At 57.5% G+C, this 17,719-nt stretch carries 13 protein-coding genes; 9 read left to right on the top strand and 4 right to left on the bottom strand.

Annotation, left to right across the window (positions count from 1 at the left end; all coding sequences use genetic code 11):
- The first annotated feature begins 1 nt into the window (after nt 1).
- The 4 genes from RCH91_RS06820 to RCH91_RS06805 all read left to right on the top strand — a co-directional run bounded on the left by RCH91_RS06820 (nt 2) and on the right by RCH91_RS06805 (nt 4,056).
- Entirely contained in the window at nt 2-1,198 is a 1,197-nt protein-coding gene (locus tag RCH91_RS06820; RefSeq protein ID WP_306533866.1) for a glycosyltransferase, read from the top strand.
- A gap of 86 nt (nt 1,199-1,284) precedes the next feature.
- A complete protein-coding gene (locus RCH91_RS06815) occupies nt 1,285-2,595 on the top strand; it encodes a phenylacetate--CoA ligase family protein (RefSeq protein ID WP_306533865.1) in 1,311 nt (436 codons plus the stop codon).
- Complete coding sequence (xrtA, locus tag RCH91_RS06810; RefSeq protein ID WP_306533864.1) at nt 2,592-3,437, top strand: exosortase A; 846 nt, start codon at nt 2,592-2,594, stop codon at nt 3,435-3,437. Before RCH91_RS06815 ends, xrtA begins: the two co-directional genes overlap by 4 nt.
- Nucleotides 3,430-4,056: an exosortase C-terminal domain/associated protein EpsI gene (locus RCH91_RS06805; protein ID WP_306533863.1), complete on the top strand. Its 627-nt coding sequence runs from the start codon at nt 3,430-3,432 to the stop codon at nt 4,054-4,056. Before xrtA ends, RCH91_RS06805 begins: the two co-directional genes overlap by 8 nt.
- Here RCH91_RS06805 and RCH91_RS06800 read toward each other — a convergent pair.
- Nucleotides 4,041-6,275, bottom strand: a complete 2,235-nt coding sequence (locus RCH91_RS06800) for a hypothetical protein (protein WP_306533862.1) — start codon at nt 6,273-6,275, stop codon at nt 4,041-4,043. The two genes, RCH91_RS06805 and RCH91_RS06800, sit on opposite strands and share 16 nt — an antisense overlap.
- Before the next feature lie 188 nt (nt 6,276-6,463).
- Between RCH91_RS06800 and RCH91_RS06795 the strand changes: the two genes are divergently transcribed.
- From RCH91_RS06795 to prsR, 3 genes are all read left to right on the top strand, one after another.
- Nucleotides 6,464-7,753, top strand: a complete 1,290-nt coding sequence (locus RCH91_RS06795) for a nucleotide sugar dehydrogenase (protein WP_306533861.1) — start codon at nt 6,464-6,466, stop codon at nt 7,751-7,753.
- An 18-nt stretch (nt 7,754-7,771) separates the two neighbouring features.
- A complete protein-coding gene (gene prsK, locus RCH91_RS06790; protein ID WP_306533859.1) occupies nt 7,772-9,826 on the top strand; it encodes an XrtA/PEP-CTERM system histidine kinase PrsK in 2,055 nt (684 codons plus the stop codon).
- Nucleotides 9,827-9,887: 61 nt separating this feature from the next.
- Complete coding sequence (gene prsR, locus RCH91_RS06785; RefSeq protein ID WP_306533858.1) at nt 9,888-11,255, top strand: PEP-CTERM-box response regulator transcription factor; 1,368 nt, start codon at nt 9,888-9,890, stop codon at nt 11,253-11,255.
- A 56-nt stretch (nt 11,256-11,311) separates the two neighbouring features.
- On the opposite strand, the gene RCH91_RS06780 is transcribed toward prsR, so the two are convergent.
- The 3 genes from RCH91_RS06780 to RCH91_RS06770 all read right to left on the bottom strand — a co-directional run bounded on the left by RCH91_RS06780 (nt 11,312) and on the right by RCH91_RS06770 (nt 15,646).
- Entirely contained in the window at nt 11,312-13,579 is a 2,268-nt protein-coding gene (locus RCH91_RS06780) for a GAF domain-containing protein (RefSeq protein WP_306533857.1), read from the bottom strand.
- Between the two features lie 214 nt (nt 13,580-13,793).
- Entirely contained in the window at nt 13,794-14,321 is a 528-nt protein-coding gene (locus tag RCH91_RS06775; protein ID WP_306533856.1) for a tetratricopeptide repeat protein, read from the bottom strand.
- Complete coding sequence (locus RCH91_RS06770) at nt 14,318-15,646, bottom strand: HAMP domain-containing protein (RefSeq protein WP_306533855.1); 1,329 nt, start codon at nt 15,644-15,646, stop codon at nt 14,318-14,320. Before RCH91_RS06770 ends, RCH91_RS06775 begins: the two co-directional genes overlap by 4 nt.
- Before the next feature lie 150 nt (nt 15,647-15,796).
- Between RCH91_RS06770 and nadC the strand changes: the two genes are divergently transcribed.
- Together nadC and RCH91_RS06760 are read left to right on the top strand one after the other, a co-directional pair.
- On the top strand, nt 15,797-16,627 hold the full coding sequence (nadC, locus tag RCH91_RS06765; RefSeq protein WP_306533854.1) for a carboxylating nicotinate-nucleotide diphosphorylase: 831 nt from the start codon (nt 15,797-15,799) through the stop codon (nt 16,625-16,627).
- Nucleotides 16,624-17,640 carry a biotin--[acetyl-CoA-carboxylase] ligase gene (locus RCH91_RS06760; protein ID WP_306533853.1) on the top strand — a complete coding sequence of 339 codons (1,017 nt, stop codon included), beginning with the start codon at nt 16,624-16,626 and terminating at the stop codon, nt 17,638-17,640. Before nadC ends, RCH91_RS06760 begins: the two co-directional genes overlap by 4 nt.
- Nucleotides 17,641-17,719: the final 79 nt, after the last annotated feature.

The raw sequence follows: 17,719 nt of genomic DNA, 5'->3' as shown, positions 1-17,719 counted from the left end.
GATGAAAATCCTCGTCGTGACATCCGTGTTCCCCAACAGCGTGCAGCCTACGCTGGGAGTGTTCGTCAGGGAGCGGATGTTCCGCGTAGCCCGTCACTGCGAGCTCAAGGTGGTTGCGCCGGTGCCGTGGTTCCCGTTCATCGGGCTGATCAGGCCCGGGTACCGGCCACGGGTACCGTTCCGGGAGATGCAGGACGGGATTGAAGTCTTTCACCCCCGCTTCTTCAATGTGCCGGCAATCTTCAAGTGTTTGGACGGTTTTTTCTTTTTTCTCTCGGCCCTGATGACGGTCGCACGGTTGCGGCGGTCGTTTCGCTTTGATGTCATTGATTCTCACTTTGTCTATCCCGACGGGCTCGGGGCGGTGCTCCTGGGCAAGGTTTTCGGGGTTCCGGTGACGATTACGTTACGGGGAACGATCCGCAAGCTTTCCCGCTACATGCTGAGGCGGTGGCAGATCCGGTATGCCCTTGGGAGTGCGGCGCGGGTCTTTACGGTCTGTGAGGACCTGAAGCGCGCGGCGACTGATCTGGGGATTCCATCCGGCCATGTTGAGGTAGTTCCCAACGGGGTAGATCTCGCCAAGTTCAGGAGGGTTGACCGGGAAGGGGCGCGCCGGGAACTGGGACTGCCCGCGGAAGGTCCCATCCTCATTTCCGTTGGGGGGCTCGTGGCGCGGAAGGGGTTTCACCGGGTGATCGAAGTTCTACCCGCCCTGCGTCGGCGGTTTCCGGATCTTCTCTATGTAATCGTCGGAGGTCCGTCGGTGGAGGGTAACTTCGAGCCGGAGCTCAGACGGCAGGTTGCAGAGCTTAAGCTGAATGATGCGGTGATCTTTGCCGGGGCCCAACCCCACGACCGTCTTCATCTCTGGCTTAGTGCCGCGGATATCTTCTGTCTTGCCACGAGCAACGAGGGGTGGGCCAACGTCTTTCTGGAGGCCATGGCCTGCGGCCTGCCGGTGGTGACGACCCGGGTGGGGGGAAATGCCGAGGTGGTGCCGTCGGAGGAGTATGGCATCCTGGTGGAGTATGGTTCGCGGGATGACCTTGAGAGGGCCCTTGGCCACGCCCTTGAACGACGGTGGGACCGGGAGAGAATAAGTGCCCACGCGGCTGAGAACACTTGGGATAGTCGGGTGGTCCAGTTGATGGGCGTCTTCGGCAAGATATGCGGCACAGGGATGGATGCTGCATAGAAGCGGCTCGTTTCACCTGTTTGTGAATTGTGCTCTGTGCCGAAGATTGTATTGGGGATCTACTTCGTGGGGAGGAAGCTGCTGCTATGAAACCGATAATCCGTAACGTTCTGTTTCCGATGCATGAGCGTCTCAAACACCATACCACCATCGAGCAGCATCGCGAATTGGAGCGGATCCAATGGCTTTCGCCGGAAGAGATCCGGGAGATTCAGCGGGAAAAACTTGGACGGTTCCTCGTGTCTGTACAAGGCACGGTTCCTCATTTCCGGGATATCCCGACGAGTCCCGAGCAGTTCTCGTCGATCCCCTTTACGACCAAGGCGATCATCCGCGCCAATACCGACGCGTTCAAGGCGACGGGGGCGCAGCGACTCACCCGGTTCAACACGGGGGGGTCGTCGGGAGAGCCGCTTATTTTCTATCTGGGGAAGCAACGGATCAGCGCGGACGTAGCGGCGAAGCTACGGGCCACCCGCTGGTGGGGTGTCGATATCGGTGACCGGGAGGCGGTGATCTGGGGGGCGCCGGTGGAGCTCTCCAAGCAGGACCGGATCAGGGAACTGCGTGATTGGCTGTTCCAGACGAAGCTCCTCTCGGCCTTCGATATGACCGAGGAAACCATGACGGCCTATCTCGCCTTTCTCCGGGAGTACCGGCCGAAGCAGGTCTTTGGCTATCCGAGCTCCATCTCGCTTCTGTGCGACGTGGCGAAGCAGAAGAAAATACGCCTTGACGACCTGGGGGTGCAGGTCGTCTTCTGCACCGCCGAGCGGCTCTACGACCACCAGCGCCAGACCATCGCCGGGGCCTTCGGGGCGCCGGTGGCCAACGGCTACGGCTCCCGGGACGGGGGGTTTATCGCCCACGAGTGCCCCGAGGGGCGTCTCCATGTAACGGACGAGAATATCCTCCTGGAAATCATCGACGAGCAGGGAAGGCCGCTGCCAGTGGGAGAGGTGGGCGAGATGGTGGTGACGCATCTGGAATCCCACGAGTTTCCCTTCCTCCGCTACCGTACCGGAGACGTGGGAGCTCTGTCCGATGAACGCTGCCCCTGCGGCAGGGGGTTGACGGTCCTCAAGTCCGTGGAGGGTAGGGCCACCGACTTCATCGTGACCCCTAGCCGGAAGGTTCTCCATGGCTTGGCCCTCATCTACAAGGTGCGGGACACGGTCGGTGTAGAGGCATTCAAGATCGTCCAGGAGGATTACGATCGGATAACCCTCTTCCTGGTGGTGAACGGGGCATTCACTGCGCGGGGCGAGGAGGAGATCAGGGCAGATTGGGACCGGCGCCTCGATAGCGAGGTTGCCGTTCAGATCGACTATGTGGAGAGGATACCCCCTGAGAAATCAGGCAAATTCAGGTATGTAGTGTCCAAGGTGACGATATGACGAGAATGAGAAGTGGAGAAGTGATTTCGCTGGTCATCTTCGGTGTCGCGTTTGCGGCATTGTACGGAGGTGACATCTATGGGATGGTCAGGGACTGGTCGATCGACGACAACTATTCCCATGGCTACCTGATCCCCGTGGTGTCGGGGTACCTTCTCTGGCAGAGAAGGGAGGAGGTTGCGGCAGCTGCACTGGAGGCAAGACCCACCTATTGGGGAATCGTGCCGATTCTCGTGGGGCTTCTGGTGTACCTAGTGGGCAACTTCGCCGGAGAACCCTTTACGATGCGGTTTTCCATGCTCTTCGTGATGGCTGGGGTGATCCTCTTTGCGTACGGGATGTCACTCTTCAGGACGGTCTCGTTTCCGTTTTTCTACCTCATTTTCATGATCCCACTCCCGTTTATCATTTACGACTCCCTCGCCTTTCCCTTGAAGCTGTTCGTAACGAAATACTCGGTGGAGACGCTCAAACTTCTGGGTATTCCGGTGCTGAGGGAAGGAAATGTCATTACTCTGGTCAATACCACCCTTGAGGTGGCGGATGCCTGCAGCGGCATGCGTTCCCTCGTATCACTGCTGGCGCTTGCCACGGCCCTCGCATATTTTGCGCATAAGGGATGGGGGAAGAGAGCGATTCTCATCATGCTGGCGATTCCAATTGCCATCCTGGCGAACGCCGTCAGGGTGATCGGCACGGGCATCCTTGCGAGCAGGATCGGTGCAAAGGCAGCAGAGGGATTCTTTCACGAGTTTGCCGGCCTCGTCATCTTCGGGGTTTCGATGGTGATGCTGGTGTTTGCGTCATATTGCCTGAACAGGATAGGTAAAGACCATGAATAGACGATTGGTGATTGTCGCGATTGTTTTGGCCATCTTTACAGGGTATCTGAAGACGTCTTCTTTTCAACAGAAGGTACCACTCAAGAGGGACTTTACGGAGTTTCCGCTTCGTCATGGGCCTTGGGTTGGCCGGTCTTACACTCTTGATGACCAGGTTACTGGTATGCTCAAGATGGACGAATACCTGAACCGGCAGTACATAAACGGTAATAATCAGGTTGGACTCTACATAGGATACTATGCGACACAACGGGAGGGAGGGCAGATTCACTCGCCCCAGATATGCCTCCCGGCTGCGGGGTGGGTAAAGGTTTCGGAGACGACCGATACGGTGACCGTCGATCGGTTGGGCCCGGTCAACTACGTGAAGTCAGTCTACCAGAAGGGGTCTGAAAAGGAGATCTTTGCCTACTGGTACAGGATGAAGAACACCAACATAACCAGTGAGGTAGCGTTACGGATGTACCGTTTTCTTCACGCGATCCGGTACGGAAGAAATGACGCGGCCTTTATCCGTGTGTCGGTACCGGTGAGGGACAATGTGGAGTCGGCGAACCAGGTAGCCCAGGGATTTTTGCGGGACTTTCTCCCGCTTCTTTCGGACTACTTGCCTGACTGAGTCCGGTTTTTTAGTTCATCACCAATGCGTCTGATAATTGAAAGTGGGTAGTTAACTGGCTTTGATTTCAGTTTTAACGCCTGCATCTCACTCTTGTTCCCGTAAGGATCGATGAGGGTGGCCCTGACCGTGTAGTCGGTATCGGGCCGAAGTCCCTCGACCACGGCATGGGGACGACGCGAGTAGAGAGGAGATACTCCCGTAGTCACGCCACCTTTGCCGTCGTCGAATGCGACACGCAGGATTGCAACTTCTGGGGTGTTCGGATTGTCGACCAGTTTGGTGCTGACCGTTGCGGTTACCTTGTCTGGTTGTGAGTCAAAAGAGACGGCAAGACTCCCCATGGCGACGGGAGGATTTGTATCGATCACCGTATTCCGGAGGTCGGGATGGAAGAGAGGGTCTCCGATGAGTGAGGTGGACCAGTTCACGTAGACGGAGGAGAGGAGGAAGCACTCCCCAAGGTCTCTTCCCCGAAAGAGGTACCTGACGAGGATGCGGTTGTCCCAGAAGGTCGCGTTGGTGATGTGTGGCCCCCCGCCGTAGGCGGGTGAGCCGGCAGCGGAGACGGTGACCCCTTTGGCCAACTGTTGCCAGATCTCGGCTTTCTTGTTGTTGAGCCCGTTGTGGCTGATAACCCTCCGCTCCATCCCCCCGGGATAAAATCCGGCGGTCAGCCAATCCGCCTTCTCGTTTCGGCATTCGCCGGTAGCATCCCCCGCAGGTCGTGCCATGAACGGCAATCCCTGGTCCTGCTGATGTTCGGTGTTGTTGAGAACGATAAAGCCGAGGGCTTCCAATTCCCTGTTTCCCCAGAGGTTCTCCCGTTCAGCTCTTTTGAGGCGCTCACCAAGAGATAGCTCCTTGGACTTGGTTCCGGCAAGGCCTCCCCTGACGCGACAGTCCATTTCGGGCCGAAGGTAACGCGAGGCATAAAGACTGTAATCGATGATTCGTTTAGCTTCCTCCACGTTGGTGCCGTCGATCCGGGATACGGCGTAGGCAAACATGCGGGGTTTAAAGGCCTCTCTCCGTTCAGATAGGGGGGGAAGCAGAACGAATTCAGGGGGTTTCTTGGTTTGCCTGAGATACGAGTATGTGTCAGGGTGCATGTAGGGGTTCCACTTTATTCCCGTCAGTTGGTGTCGCAGGGCGGTGGTGATAATGTGGTTGATCACGCCTTTGTCCTTGTCGGGGCCACCGGCCATATAGAAGGGAATGATCGGTGGTTTCAGGGTTTCCCAGCCGTAATACAGGGTCTGCAGCCTCTGCTCCAATGACGCGAGGTTGCCATGGTCTCCACGGTTGGATGTTGCACCGTGGTCAATACCGAAGGCTCCGTTAGCGGAGTAGGGAATGCCATGAACGACGACGATGTAGAGGATGTGGTCCTTGAGGAGGGTTCCGTTGGAGAGGGCATTCTTGGGATTATCGAGGAACTTTCGCACCGGCACGAGAGCATCTTCTTCGAGAATTTTGTCGTCGGGTATGCCGTCAGACCCCACAGGTGAAAAGGCGAAATCCCGGGCATCGTGGTAGCGGAGTGAGAGGTCGCGAATAACCTTACCGGAACGGTTTTTCAGCTTGAGCGACACTGTGACCGTGCCGGCGAAAAGTTTTGTGGCGTCGAGGCGGATGCTCCTCCCCTTGCCAATCACTGCGGGTGGATACGTAGGGTTGTCGTTCATTGATGAGGGAATTCCGCTCATCTTAAGGGCCGTCATGAGCGGGGTGACGATCTTTTCCTCTCCGGTCACCTCCGATCGGCAGATGATGCTGAGGGAGTTCCAGTCGGCATCCGGGTCGGAGATGTGGATTTCAACCTTGCGCGAATCCCGGACCCAGTCGAGGTTTTGTGGACGGGTTCCTTTCCCTCTGAAGACGATGCCGTTACGGTTGTCAGTACTCTCCTCCCGGACCGTCCAATCGTTGAGATGTTTTTTCCCCAAATGCCGGCAACTGAGGCCGAGAAGATAGGGCTTCTTGCCGGTCTTCGGGTCGGTGTGCATGGTGGCGTAGTATTCGGCGATCTCGCGGGAATCCTGGTCTGCCGACGTTCCTTGGCTCCGGTTCTTCCAGTCTGCGTTGTAAATGACGAGAACCTGGTCCTGCCTTGCGGCGAACGGTTCCAGTTTCTCAGAGGCGCTTGCGGGAGCAGCGACAATGGCAGTGAGGAGGGCAGCCGTGAGAAGCTTTCCGGCGGCAGATGCAAAGGACATAATGGAATACCTCCTGAATTGGCCCACAAGAGAGAGTATACCAGAGTCTCTCTGTCGGAGCAGTTTACAGTTCCGATTCTTTTTTTTGTCGATATTATTTACATGTACAGTGCTGTCTGGTAAAGATATGGTCATTGCCGCGTCCCGTCGGAGATGGCCGCCTGGTGAAAAACTGACAAGGAGCATGCATGAATTCTCTCAATCGTACGGTTTCCGTCGTAGGCCTCGGCTATGTGGGGCTCCCCGTGGCGGTGGCCTTTGGCAAGGTCAGAAAAACAGTTGGTTTCGACATCAACCCGGTCCGCATCCGGGAGCTGAAGGAAGGGCACGATCGCACCGGCGAGGTGGATACGCAGGAACTACAAGCCGCCGACATACTTTTTACCGATTCCACTCATGAACTGAAGCAGGCCGACTTCCACATTGTCGCCGTGCCGACGCCGGTGGACGATGCCAATCAGCCCGATCTCGCCCTGATGCTGAAGGCGTCGGAAACCGTGGGGAAGGCCCTCAAGAAGGGTGACATCGTTGTGTACGAGTCGACGGTCTACCCCGGCGTCACCGAGGAGGAGTGCGTGCCGGTGCTGGAGAAAGTATCCGGTCTTGCCTGCGGCGTTGACTTTACCGTGGGATACAGTCCTGAGCGGATCAATCCCGGCGACAGGGAGCACACCTTCACGAAGATCAAGAAGGTGGTGGCGGGGCAGGACGCTGAAACTCTGGAGATCGTTGCCCAGGTCTACGAGTCGGTGGTAACTGCCGGTGTCCACCGGGCCGCGAGCATCAAGGTGGCCGAGGCGGCAAAGGTCATCGAGAATACTCAGCGGGACCTGAACATCGCCCTCATGAACGAATTGGCCCTCATTTTTGACCGGCTCGGCATCGATACCAATGACGTGCTGGAGGCGGCCGGCACCAAGTGGAACTTCCTGAAGTTCAGGCCGGGGCTCGTGGGAGGTCACTGCATCGGGGTAGATCCCTACTACCTTACCCACAAGGCGGAGAAGATCGGCTACATTCCCCAGGTGATCCTGGCAGGCCGGCGGATCAACGACGGCATGGGGAAGTATATCGCCCAACAGGCGGTGAAGGAGATGATCCACGCGGGGCACTGTATCCGGGGGTGCACAGTGACGGTGCTGGGACTCACCTTCAAGGAGGACTGCCCCGATCTGCGCAACTCCAAAGTTATCGATATTATCCGTGAGCTCGTTGACTACGGTGTCGACGTTCAAGTACACGACCCCCTTGCCGACATCGAGGAGGCCGTTCACGAATATGGTGTGCGGCTCGTCCCCGTCGAAGAGCTGAAACCAGCCGCTGCCGTGGTGGCCGCGGTGGCCCACCGGGAGTACCGCGAGTTGACCGTTGCCGGGTTGAAGGGGCTCATGAGTGACGGGCCGGTGCTCGTGGATGTGAAGGGTATCTACGATCCTGCTGCGGTACGTGCCGCCGGCATTCGGCTCTGGAGGCTGTAACACCATTACGGGTAACGAATGATCCAGATCGCCCTTTCATCGGTAGCCCTGTTGCTGGCAGTTGCCTATGCCGCCAGCACCCTCTGGCGCAGCGGTCGCACCCTTGCCGCATACGTGTCTGTGGTGGCCATCGCTGTCTCGGCGGTGATCGAGTTCTGCGATCTCGCGGCCGTGGCGGGTTTCGGTGAACCGCTCGTCTGGAAACGGTACAGCCTCATTGCCGAGGGGCTTCTGCCTGCGTTGTGGCTCCTCTTTAGCCTCACCCATGCCCGTGCAGTGGGGGTCCGGTTTGTCACGGTCGCTCAAAGGATCCTCTTGGCGGCAGGCATTGCATTTCCGGTCCTTGTCCTTACCCTGCCGCGCGCCGCGTTCTTCTACTCGCCCGATTTTGACACCGAGCGTGTCCTTTTCCTCTCAAACACCGGCTATGTCTTCTATGGCGGGCTCCTCGTCTATGTGGTGATCTCGCTGATCAACCTGGAGGCAACCTACAGCAACGCCTCCCTCACGTCGCGGTGGAAGATCAAGTTTGACTTCATCGGTGCGGGAAGCTTTCTGGCAGTGCTTATCTTCTACTACAGTCAGGGGCTCCTCTACCGGACCATCAATATGAACCTGATGCCGCTGCGGTCGCTTGTCTTTATCCTTGCCTTGGGGATGATGCTCTATTCTCTGCTGGCCCGCGGTAACGGGGTCAGGATTGCCGTCTCCCGCAGCATGGCCTACAAGTCGGTGGTCCTTTTCGCTGTTGGGCTCTACCTCGTGGCCCTGGGGCTCATGGGGGAGGGGCTCAAGTATTTCGGCGAGGGACACCAGAAAACCCTGGCGCTGGGGGGAGCGTTTGTCGTCGGCATCTGCCTCCTGGTTGTGCTCCTCTCTGAGACAGCAAAGCGCAAGATCAAGGTCTTCCTCCACAAGAACTTTTACCAGAGCAAGTATGATTACCGCACCCAGTGGCTCCAGTTCACCGACCGCCTGGCCTCGGCCCGGAAGGAGGACGACCTTTGGGTGGCGATTCTCTCCGGTTACTGCGAGATATTTGCCATGGGGTGCGGTGGACTGTTTGTGCGTAATGGAGAGCACAACGATTTCCGGTGGGCTGCCGGCCATGAGCTTCCGGCGACAGAAGTTGTCCTGGCGGTGGGCGACCAGGTTGTCAGCCCCATGGTTGAGCGCTCATGGGTAGTCAATCTACGGGAGGATAAGCCTGTCTCTCTTCCCGAGCAGGAGACCTATTTCACGGAGAATGGCATTCAGTTCCTGGTCCCGCTCTTCAGCGCCGAGGACCTGGAGGCCGTGCTGGTCCTCGGCAGGCCAGTAAACCAGAACGAGCAGTACCTCTATGAGGACTATGACCTGATGAAGACCCTGGCACGTCAGGCCGCCTCGGCGCTCATGAACCACCGCCTGTCCGAGCAGTTGGCCCGTTCTCGGGAGTTGGAGGTGATGGGGCGGGTATCGGCCTTCATCATCCATGATCTGAAAAACCTGGTCTATACGCTGTCGCTGACGGTGGACAACGCCCAGGAGCACATCGCGGACCCCGAGTTTCAGGAGGACATGCTCGACACTCTTTCGAACACCGTGAACCGGATGAAGGTGCTTATCTCTCGTCTGAAGAATCTCCCAGAGAAGCGGTCGCTGGAACTGGAGCAGGTGAATCTCTACCTGCTCGCCACCGATACGGCGGCCATGGTGCCGGGAAACGGGTCGGTTTCCGTTGGCGGGTCTGACTCCGTGGCGGAGGTTGACCGGGAGGAAATCCAGAAAGTGGTGATGAACCTTGTTGTCAACGCCCTTGAGGCGACGGACGGCAAGGGCCCCGTGAGGGTCGAGGTCGGCACGGGAAGTGAACCCTTCATCCGCGTAAGCGATAATGGATGCGGCATCCCGGAAGAGTTTCTCCGGTCGCAGCTCTTTTCACCCTTCAAGACCACCAAGAAAAAGGGGCTCGGCATCGGGCTCTACCAGTGCCGGCAGATTGTAGAGGCCCACGGCGGCCGGATCGATGTGGAGAGCACCGTGGGCATGGGGACGGTGTTCACCGTCTGGCTTCCCTCGGTAAGTACGTGACGCGCTCGGCCGCTGTTTTACCCACCGCTGATTTCACAGCGTGCATACAAGGAAACGACCAATGGAAAAGCTTCTTATAGTCGACGACAACGAAGATATTCGCCGCCAGCTCAGGTGGGGCATCGGGAAGGAGTATTCGCTGTTTCTTGCCGCCGACGGCACCGAAGCCCTGGATCTCTTTCGCAAGCAGCGCCCCCAGGTGGTCACCCTCGACCTGGGGCTTCCCCCCCATGAGGACAGCTCCGAAGAGGGATTCCGCTGCCTCGGGGAGATGCTCCGTATCGCCCCCGACGTGAAGGTGATCGTCATCACCGGTAACGAAGGGAAGGAGAACGCCGTCAAGGCAGTCCAGATGGGGGCCTACGATTTCTATCAGAAGCCCATTGATCTGAACGAGCTCAAGGTTATTATCAAGCGGGCCTTTCATCTGCAGACCCTGGAAAACGAGAACCGCCGTCTTCAGAGCGCCCTGGAGGGGGGCGACGCGGACGTGAAGGGGATCATCGGGCAGTGTGTCGAGATGCAGCAGGTGTTCTCAACCATCAGGAAGGTGGCTACTTCGGATATCTCTGTTTTGATTCACGGCGAGAGCGGCACCGGCAAGGAGCTCGTCGCCCGGGCCATACATACCATCAGCCTGAGGAAGGACGGTCCTTTCATCCCCATAAACTGCGGCGCCATCCCCGAGAATCTTCTGGAGGCGGAACTTTTCGGCCATGAGAAGGGTGCCTTTACGGGGGCCATGGCCCGGGTGCAGGGGAAGGTGGAGTATGCCCACAAGGGGACTCTCTTCCTTGATGAGATCGGAGAACTCCCCCTGAACCTTCAGGTCAAGCTCCTTCGTTTCCTTCAGGAAAAGGTCATCCAGCGGGTGGGCGGCAGGGAGGACATCCCCATTGATTCGCGCATCATTGCGGCCACCAACGTTGACATCATTCGCGCGATGGAGGAGGGGCAGTTTCGGGAGGATCTCTACTACCGGATCGGCGTGGTAACCATTACCCTTCCACCCCTCAGGAGTCGGGGCGACGACGTAATGCTGCTGGCTAATCTTTTCCTTAAACGGTGTTCTAGCGAGTTTAAGAAAAAGATTAAGGGTTTTAGTGAAAAATCCCGCGAATACATGGGAAGTTATGCTTGGCCGGGAAACGTGAGGGAGCTGGAAAACAAGGTTCAGCGGGCGGTCCTCATGGCGTCGGGGTCGGTTATCGAACCCGATGATCTGGGCTTCACTGAAAAGCCCACGTCAAGGAGGGCGAGCAGCGCCGAAATAACAACCCTACGCGAGGCCAGGGAGCGGGTGGAGCGGGAGATGATCAAGGGTGCCGTCGCCAACAGCAAGGGAAACATAGCCAAGGCAGCGGAAGAATTGGGGATCAGCAGGCCGACTCTGTACGACCTCATGAGGAAGCACGGTATTAATGCGTAGCGGGGAACCGGCGTGACACGAATAACCGTCCGTCGGTTTAGATCCATCTCACAACCTTATTTCGCCATCTCACTCACCACAAGTTCCAACGCCTCTACCACCTGCGGATCGTAGAGCGTCCCCGCGTTTTTCCTGATCTCTGCGAGGGCGTCCGCCGTCTCCATGAGGGGGCGGTAAGATCTTTCCGACGTCATGGCGCAAAAGGCGTCGACCACCGACAGAATCCGCGATAAGAGCGGAATATTGTCTCCTCCGAGTCCGTCGGGATAGCCGGTTCCGTCATGCCGCTCATGGTGGTGGAGAATTCCCCGCTTGATATCCTCCGAGAACTCGAACGATTCGAGGAGACCCACTGTTGTATAGGGGTGGATCTTGAGGGTGTTCTGCTCGGCGGGCAGAAGTTTTCCCTTCTTGTTCAGGATGCTCTCCTCAAGGAGAACGAGTCCCAGGTCGTAGAGCACGGAAGCGAAGAGGATCGACCGGCGTTCTTCCTCTCCTATGCCGAGTTTCACCGCAATTCCTACCGCCACGTACGGGAAGCGGGAGTCTTTCTTGTGGTACTTCTTCTCGGCGTTGATAAGGCTGTCGAACGAGCTGATGAACTGCCGGAATTCGTCCTCCTGGTGGTCCCCCGCGTAGAGCCGTTCCATAAAATGCGACACCCGCTCGCTCATGGCCTGTGCCAGGTCGAAGTCCATGCCGGTGAAGGGATTGGCCGACCGCTTGTTGTTGAGGTTCAGGACGCCGATGACCTTGCCGCCCACCTTGAGGGGGAGCGAAATAAGCGACTTGCTGTTGTACTGGGAGACGCTTTTTCTTCCGAAGCGGGGATCCTGTTCAATGTCTTCTATAAAGAGCGGCTCACCCTCAAGGGCGACCCAGCCGGCAATCCGTTCACCAATGCGTACCCGGGTCTGCTTGACCATGAGGTCATCAAGGCCTCTGGAACCCTTGATCATGAGATCGCCGGTCAGGTCGTCACAAAGCATGACGGAGCACATGTTCACATCGAGAACATCGGAGATGAACTCCAGGAACATATCGATGGTCGTATTGACGACGGCGTCCACTTTCTGCCGAGTGCTTTTCGGTATGGCGAGGGAGACCACGAGTCCGGCGGCGGTATTCTCGGCGACCAGGTCCCACCGGTGAATGTCCACCACCTTGCGGGCCAGGTAGAGTTTGAGCTTTTCGTCGGGGACGTCGGTCTGGAACAGGTGATTGGAGCTGAAAAGGTAAGGGGTGATGCTGTCGGGCAGCCTGCGAGGCAGACAAATGGAGACGTGGATCTGATCGTTTTCCCGTGCGGAGATGACAACCTCGTCGCCCCGCTCCAGAAAATGGCTCAGCCCTTCGAGGATGTTCAAGAAAAACTGAACGATCCTGATACGGTCGCCAACGACGTCTGACACCCCTTCGCCGACTTCCACCTTCAGGGTCATGCCCTTGCGGGCAAAGAGGGTCTTGATGCTCTTTGATCCGCAAACCTCGCTGAGTACTTCCCTGAGGCTCACCACGGTCTTGGTGATGAGCATCGTCTCGTCCTCGAACCTGAGAAAATCGAGCTGGTTTTCAACGATACTGATCAGTTTGTCGGCTTCGCCGGAGATGATGTCGTAGAACTCTTCCTGTTCGCGCCGCGAGAGTCGTTCGGACTGCTGCAGGTAGTAGACGGAGCCTTTGATGGAGTTGAGAGGGGTGCGCAGTTCATGGGAGACGCGGGTAATGAATTCGGTTTTGACCACGTCACTCTCGATGAGCTTGCGGTTTATCCCCTCCAGTTCCACTGCCTTGAAACGGAGTTGACTGACGAGCATGGCGTTTTCGAGGGCGATGGCCGCCTGGTTGGCGATGATTTTGATAAGGGAGAACTCGTCATCGTTGAAGGAGGCACCATCCGACTTGTCGTTGATGTTGAGGACGCCGAGGAGCCTGTTCTTGCTGATGATGGGGCAGGAAACGAAGGAATTCGTCCGGTAGCGGTCACGGGTCAAACCCTTGAACCGCGGCTCGTTTGCCAGGTCTTCTACGAGCATGGGAGTGCGGTTCATTGCCACGACGCCTGCGATACCTTCGCCAATCTTTGCCCGGTAGGTCCTGACCAGGCTGAGATCGATGCCGCGTCCCGCCAGGATATAAAGTTCATCACGTTCGTTGACGAGCATAAGGGAACCCTTCTCGGCCCTGGTGTAATTGATGGCCAAGTCGAGCATGAGGTTCGCGATGGCACTCAGATTGTCTGTAACCACCAGGGCGTTCGAGATCTCCTGAAGTATCGAGAACTTCTTTTCGAACAGCCGTAGATTATCTGATACGGAGTTCATGTAAGCATCTATCCCCGTGCGGCGTCTTTTTGGCGATGTTGCCGAAAGAGGCTCAATCCATTAATATGACACGCAACAAGAGTGCCAGAAACAAATAGAAAGTTTTCTCAAGTTTTTCAGTGAGTTTTGCTGTTGAGGAAAATAATGGCAGGGGAACACTTGTAAAGTTTTATTGAATCATCGGGGTGATGGTGTCGGTTAATTTGACAGTCTGTCAGGGTTTTGCCTTTTTCTCCAGTTCCAGATCCAGAGTCTTGAGTTTCTCGATATTGAGCCGCATCTCCTTGTTCTCACGGGTCAGGGAGAGGTTTAAATCCTTAAGGCTCTTTAACTGGCGACGCAGTTCAGTGGTTGTCTGGAGGTGGCGGGGAGCGTTGGCGAGAAATTCGGTAACTGATGCCGCCTGGTTTGACCAGGGGCTTATGGGATACTCCTTCTGGAGCCGTTCAAGATATTTTAATGCATTGGATATCTCTTCCCGCTCCAGGTCGGACGGCACGGTGAGGAGTCCGAGGCGGAAGAGGGCTTCGTCAGTTATTCCTGGTATCCCCGCTGTCGCCACGATCGCCGCAAGGATGGTTGCGGCCTTTTCAGTGTTCCCCCGTTCAATGAGCTTTACTGCCTGGGCGAGTTTCTCCTGCTGGACGGAACGCTGGCGTTGACCCTCCAGAGACTTCTGGACCGTTGCACAGCCGGAGAGGTATGCCGCAAAGAGAATGATAATGATCATACGTGTATTCATCGGATAGTCCTGCGTCTGTTGATGAGGTAGTTGCTACCGGGAGATTTTTTTAGAAGGTCCTTGATGTCGGCCGCTGCCTTGGCTATCTCCACGGCGGAGGAGAATTCCCCCTTCTTGCTTATTACGACCGCCACCGAGATGCTCATGATGGGGAAGGTGCGGGAGACGCCGTAGCGGTCGACCCCCTCTATAGCGCCGCGAGCAAGGTCTTCAGCGGAGTAATGGTTGCGGATGAAGTCGTCGAATCTGCCGATAACAGCCTCGCAGAGGGAAGCACCCCGGTCTGCCCCCACGACCATCACGAAGTCGTCACCTCCCACATGGCCCACGAAGGCATCGCCACCGGCAATATCACGGACTGTTTCGTCGATCAGCTCACCGGTCAATTTTATCACTTCACTTGCCTTTATGTAGCCGTACCGATCGTTAAAGGCCTTAAAATTGTCGAGATCGGCATAGCACACCGCAAAGGGGTCGCCGGATTGGAGGCGCCTGTTCAGCACCCGCTCGATGGCAATATTGCCGGGGAGCCGGGTCAGCGGGCTTGCATCGAGGCTTATTTGCTCCAGTTCCTTAAGTTTCCTTCCCATGCGGGAGAAATCTTCGGCCAAGGCGCCAATTTCGTCACCCGTGGGGATTTGGGGGTCGTAGTCGAAATCTCCTTCGGCTATCCGGTGCATTCCCTTCTTGAGTTTCCGAATTGAGGTGGAGATGGTGTGAACGGTGAATATTGCAACGGAAACGGCAAGGATGAATCCGGAGAATGCCAGCATGAGGGTGAGCTTTACCGTGGCCGCTTCGCGCCGGTCAGCCTCGGCAAGCTTTTCCGCAAGGAGCTTCTGGCGGGACGAAGAGAACTCCTCGATAGACTCGACGACTGCGTCGGCCTCTTTCTTGGCGGGAAGAGGGTCGCTGCCGCCGGTTGCGAAGATGCGCTCGGCCTCCTTCCGGTAGGCCTCGTAGCCCATGACAAGAGAGCGGAAGCGACCGTTGTTGTCCCGTTTGCCGATTTCGCCGAGTATCGTCAGGAACTCGGCTTGGCGCTGGAGGTACATATCCCTGAATTCGTCGCTTTTCAGGATGGCAAACTTGCCGGCGAGGCGCTCTTGGGCGAGCATTGATTCACGGAGTTGGTTGGTGGAGTTGATGACAAAAAGGTCGGTTTTCGCAATTTCCTTCGCGGTCCGGTTGAGGGAATAGAGCCCCATGACCGAGAAGGCGAGGGCCGTCGTGGTCAGAAAGAGCATCGCGGCATAGCTCGCGATGAGTTTCTGGATGAGGGTGAAGCGGGAACGGGATTGATGATGCACCATAGATTCACTCACGCGGCGGTTTCCTCAAAGCGCTTCATTGTAGTGCAGCGGACGAGGCAAGTCAACAACGTGGGGAAAGCCCAGGCTACGCGCCCTCTTTGCGGTTGCGAGGGGGCGAGTCCTGTGCTATATAAAGGCTGAATTTACGGACACGGAGAGCCCATGATCGGCCTAGACAAGATCATCGAGAATGCCCTCATGGAGGATATCCATACCGGCGATATAACGACCCTTGCGGTGGTGCCTGATCGACGCCCGGCCCGCGCCCGTCTCATCGCCAAGGAGCCGCTGGTTCTGGCCGGCATCGATGTGGCCGCTCGGGTCTTTACCTTCCTTGACGGGTCGGTCCGTTTCGAGGTGAAACAGGGGGACGGCGTGCGTCTTGCCGCCGGCGATCTGATTGCCGAAGTTGCCGGCGACTCTGCGATCCTTCTTCAGGGGGAAAGGGTAGCGCTCAATCTCCTCCAGCGGATGTGCGGCACCGCAACCCTCACGGCCAAATACGTGGAAGCCGTTGCAGGTACGGGGGCACGCATCGTCGATACGCGCAAGACGACGCCGGGGCTTCGGGTCCTGGAGAAATACTCCGTCCGCGTTGGTGGAGGCATCAACCACCGCACCGGTCTTTACGACGGAGTCCTCATCAAGGAGAACCACATTGCCGCCGCCGGCGGTATCACACGGGCCATAAGCCGCGCCCGCGCCTACATTCCCCACACCATGAAGATCGAAGTGGAGACCGAGACCCTCTCTGAGGTGACCGAAGCCCTTGAGGCCGGTGCCGACATCATCATGCTCGACAATATGGACCTGGCGACCATGCGGGAAGCGGTTACCATAATTGGTGGACGGGTTCTCGTGGAGGCCTCGGGGGGAGTCAACCTGGAGACGGTTCGGGGTATCGCCGAGACCGGCGTCGATATCATTTCTGTGGGGGCGCTAACCCACTCTGCACGGGCTATGGACATCTCGATGCTCCTGGAGGCTGAGTGAGCGTAGCTTCTCCACGCCCTGATGGAGGCAGCAACCGGGAGATCGACCGGAAGATACTTGAAATCTTCAGGAGCCGGGACGAGGGTGTCGTTTCCGGCGAAGAGCTGAGCAGGTCCCTGGGCGTGTCACGCACCGCCGTCTGGAAACATATCAAGGCCCTCAAGGACCTTGGCTACCGCATTGAGGCGGTTCCCTCCCGTGGATACAGCCTCGTCTCAACTCCCGATATCCTCACTCCCGCTGAACTGTCATCCGGCCTTCACGTCACAAGAATCGGCACGTCGCTCGTGTGCATTGGTGAAGCTGAATCGACCAACGTCCTTGCCTACCGTCTCGCAGAAGAAGGCGCTGCCGAAGGGACCGTGGTGATAGCCGATGCCCAGACCCGGGGCAAGGGGCGGCTCGGCAGGCAGTGGGAGTCACCGCCTGGGGTCAACCTCTACTGTTCCATCATTCTTCGTCCCCCAATCATGCCGCTCCACGCCCCCCAGCTGACCTTTCTCTCGGCGGTGGCGGTGGCCGAGGCCATTGAGCGGTCTGCTGGCCTAACACCAGCAATCAAGTGGCCCAACGACGTCCTTGTGAACGGGTTTAAGGTGGCCGGCATGCTCAATGAGATGAGCGCCGAGACCGAGCGGGTCGAGTTTCTCATCCTTGGCATCGGCGTCAACATCAATATGCAGCGAGATCAGTTCCCGCGCGACCTTCGCCACCCGGCAAGCTCTCTCGCCATCGAAGCGGGGCGCGAGGTGGAGCGGCTTCCCTTTACCCGGGCGCTCCTGGAATCCCTTGACTCACATTATGTACGGTACCTTGCCGGTGGATACGATCCGCTCCGGCAGGCATGGCTTGCCAGGAGCGCCGTCATGGGGCGGAGAGTCCGGGTGAGCGGCCAGGATGGCGAGAGAATAGGGACTGTTGAAGGGATCGACGAAATCGGCGCCCTTCTCATCAAGGATACCGACGGGCTGACGCAGCGGATACTGGCCGGTGATGTAACAATTGAAGAGTGAAGAAGCGAGATAGTGAGGTAGTGAGATAGTAAGGGCAGTTACTCCCTCGTTGTCTCCATCCCTCGCTATCTCGCTGTTT

Origin of the sequence: Geobacter sp., from assembly GCF_030834625.1 — a bacterium.
In the GTDB taxonomy this organism is placed as follows: Bacteria; Desulfobacterota; Desulfuromonadia; order Geobacterales; family Geobacteraceae; genus Geobacter.
Note: the sequence above shows the minus strand (reverse complement) of the source record. Positions and strands in the feature narration are given on the sequence as shown.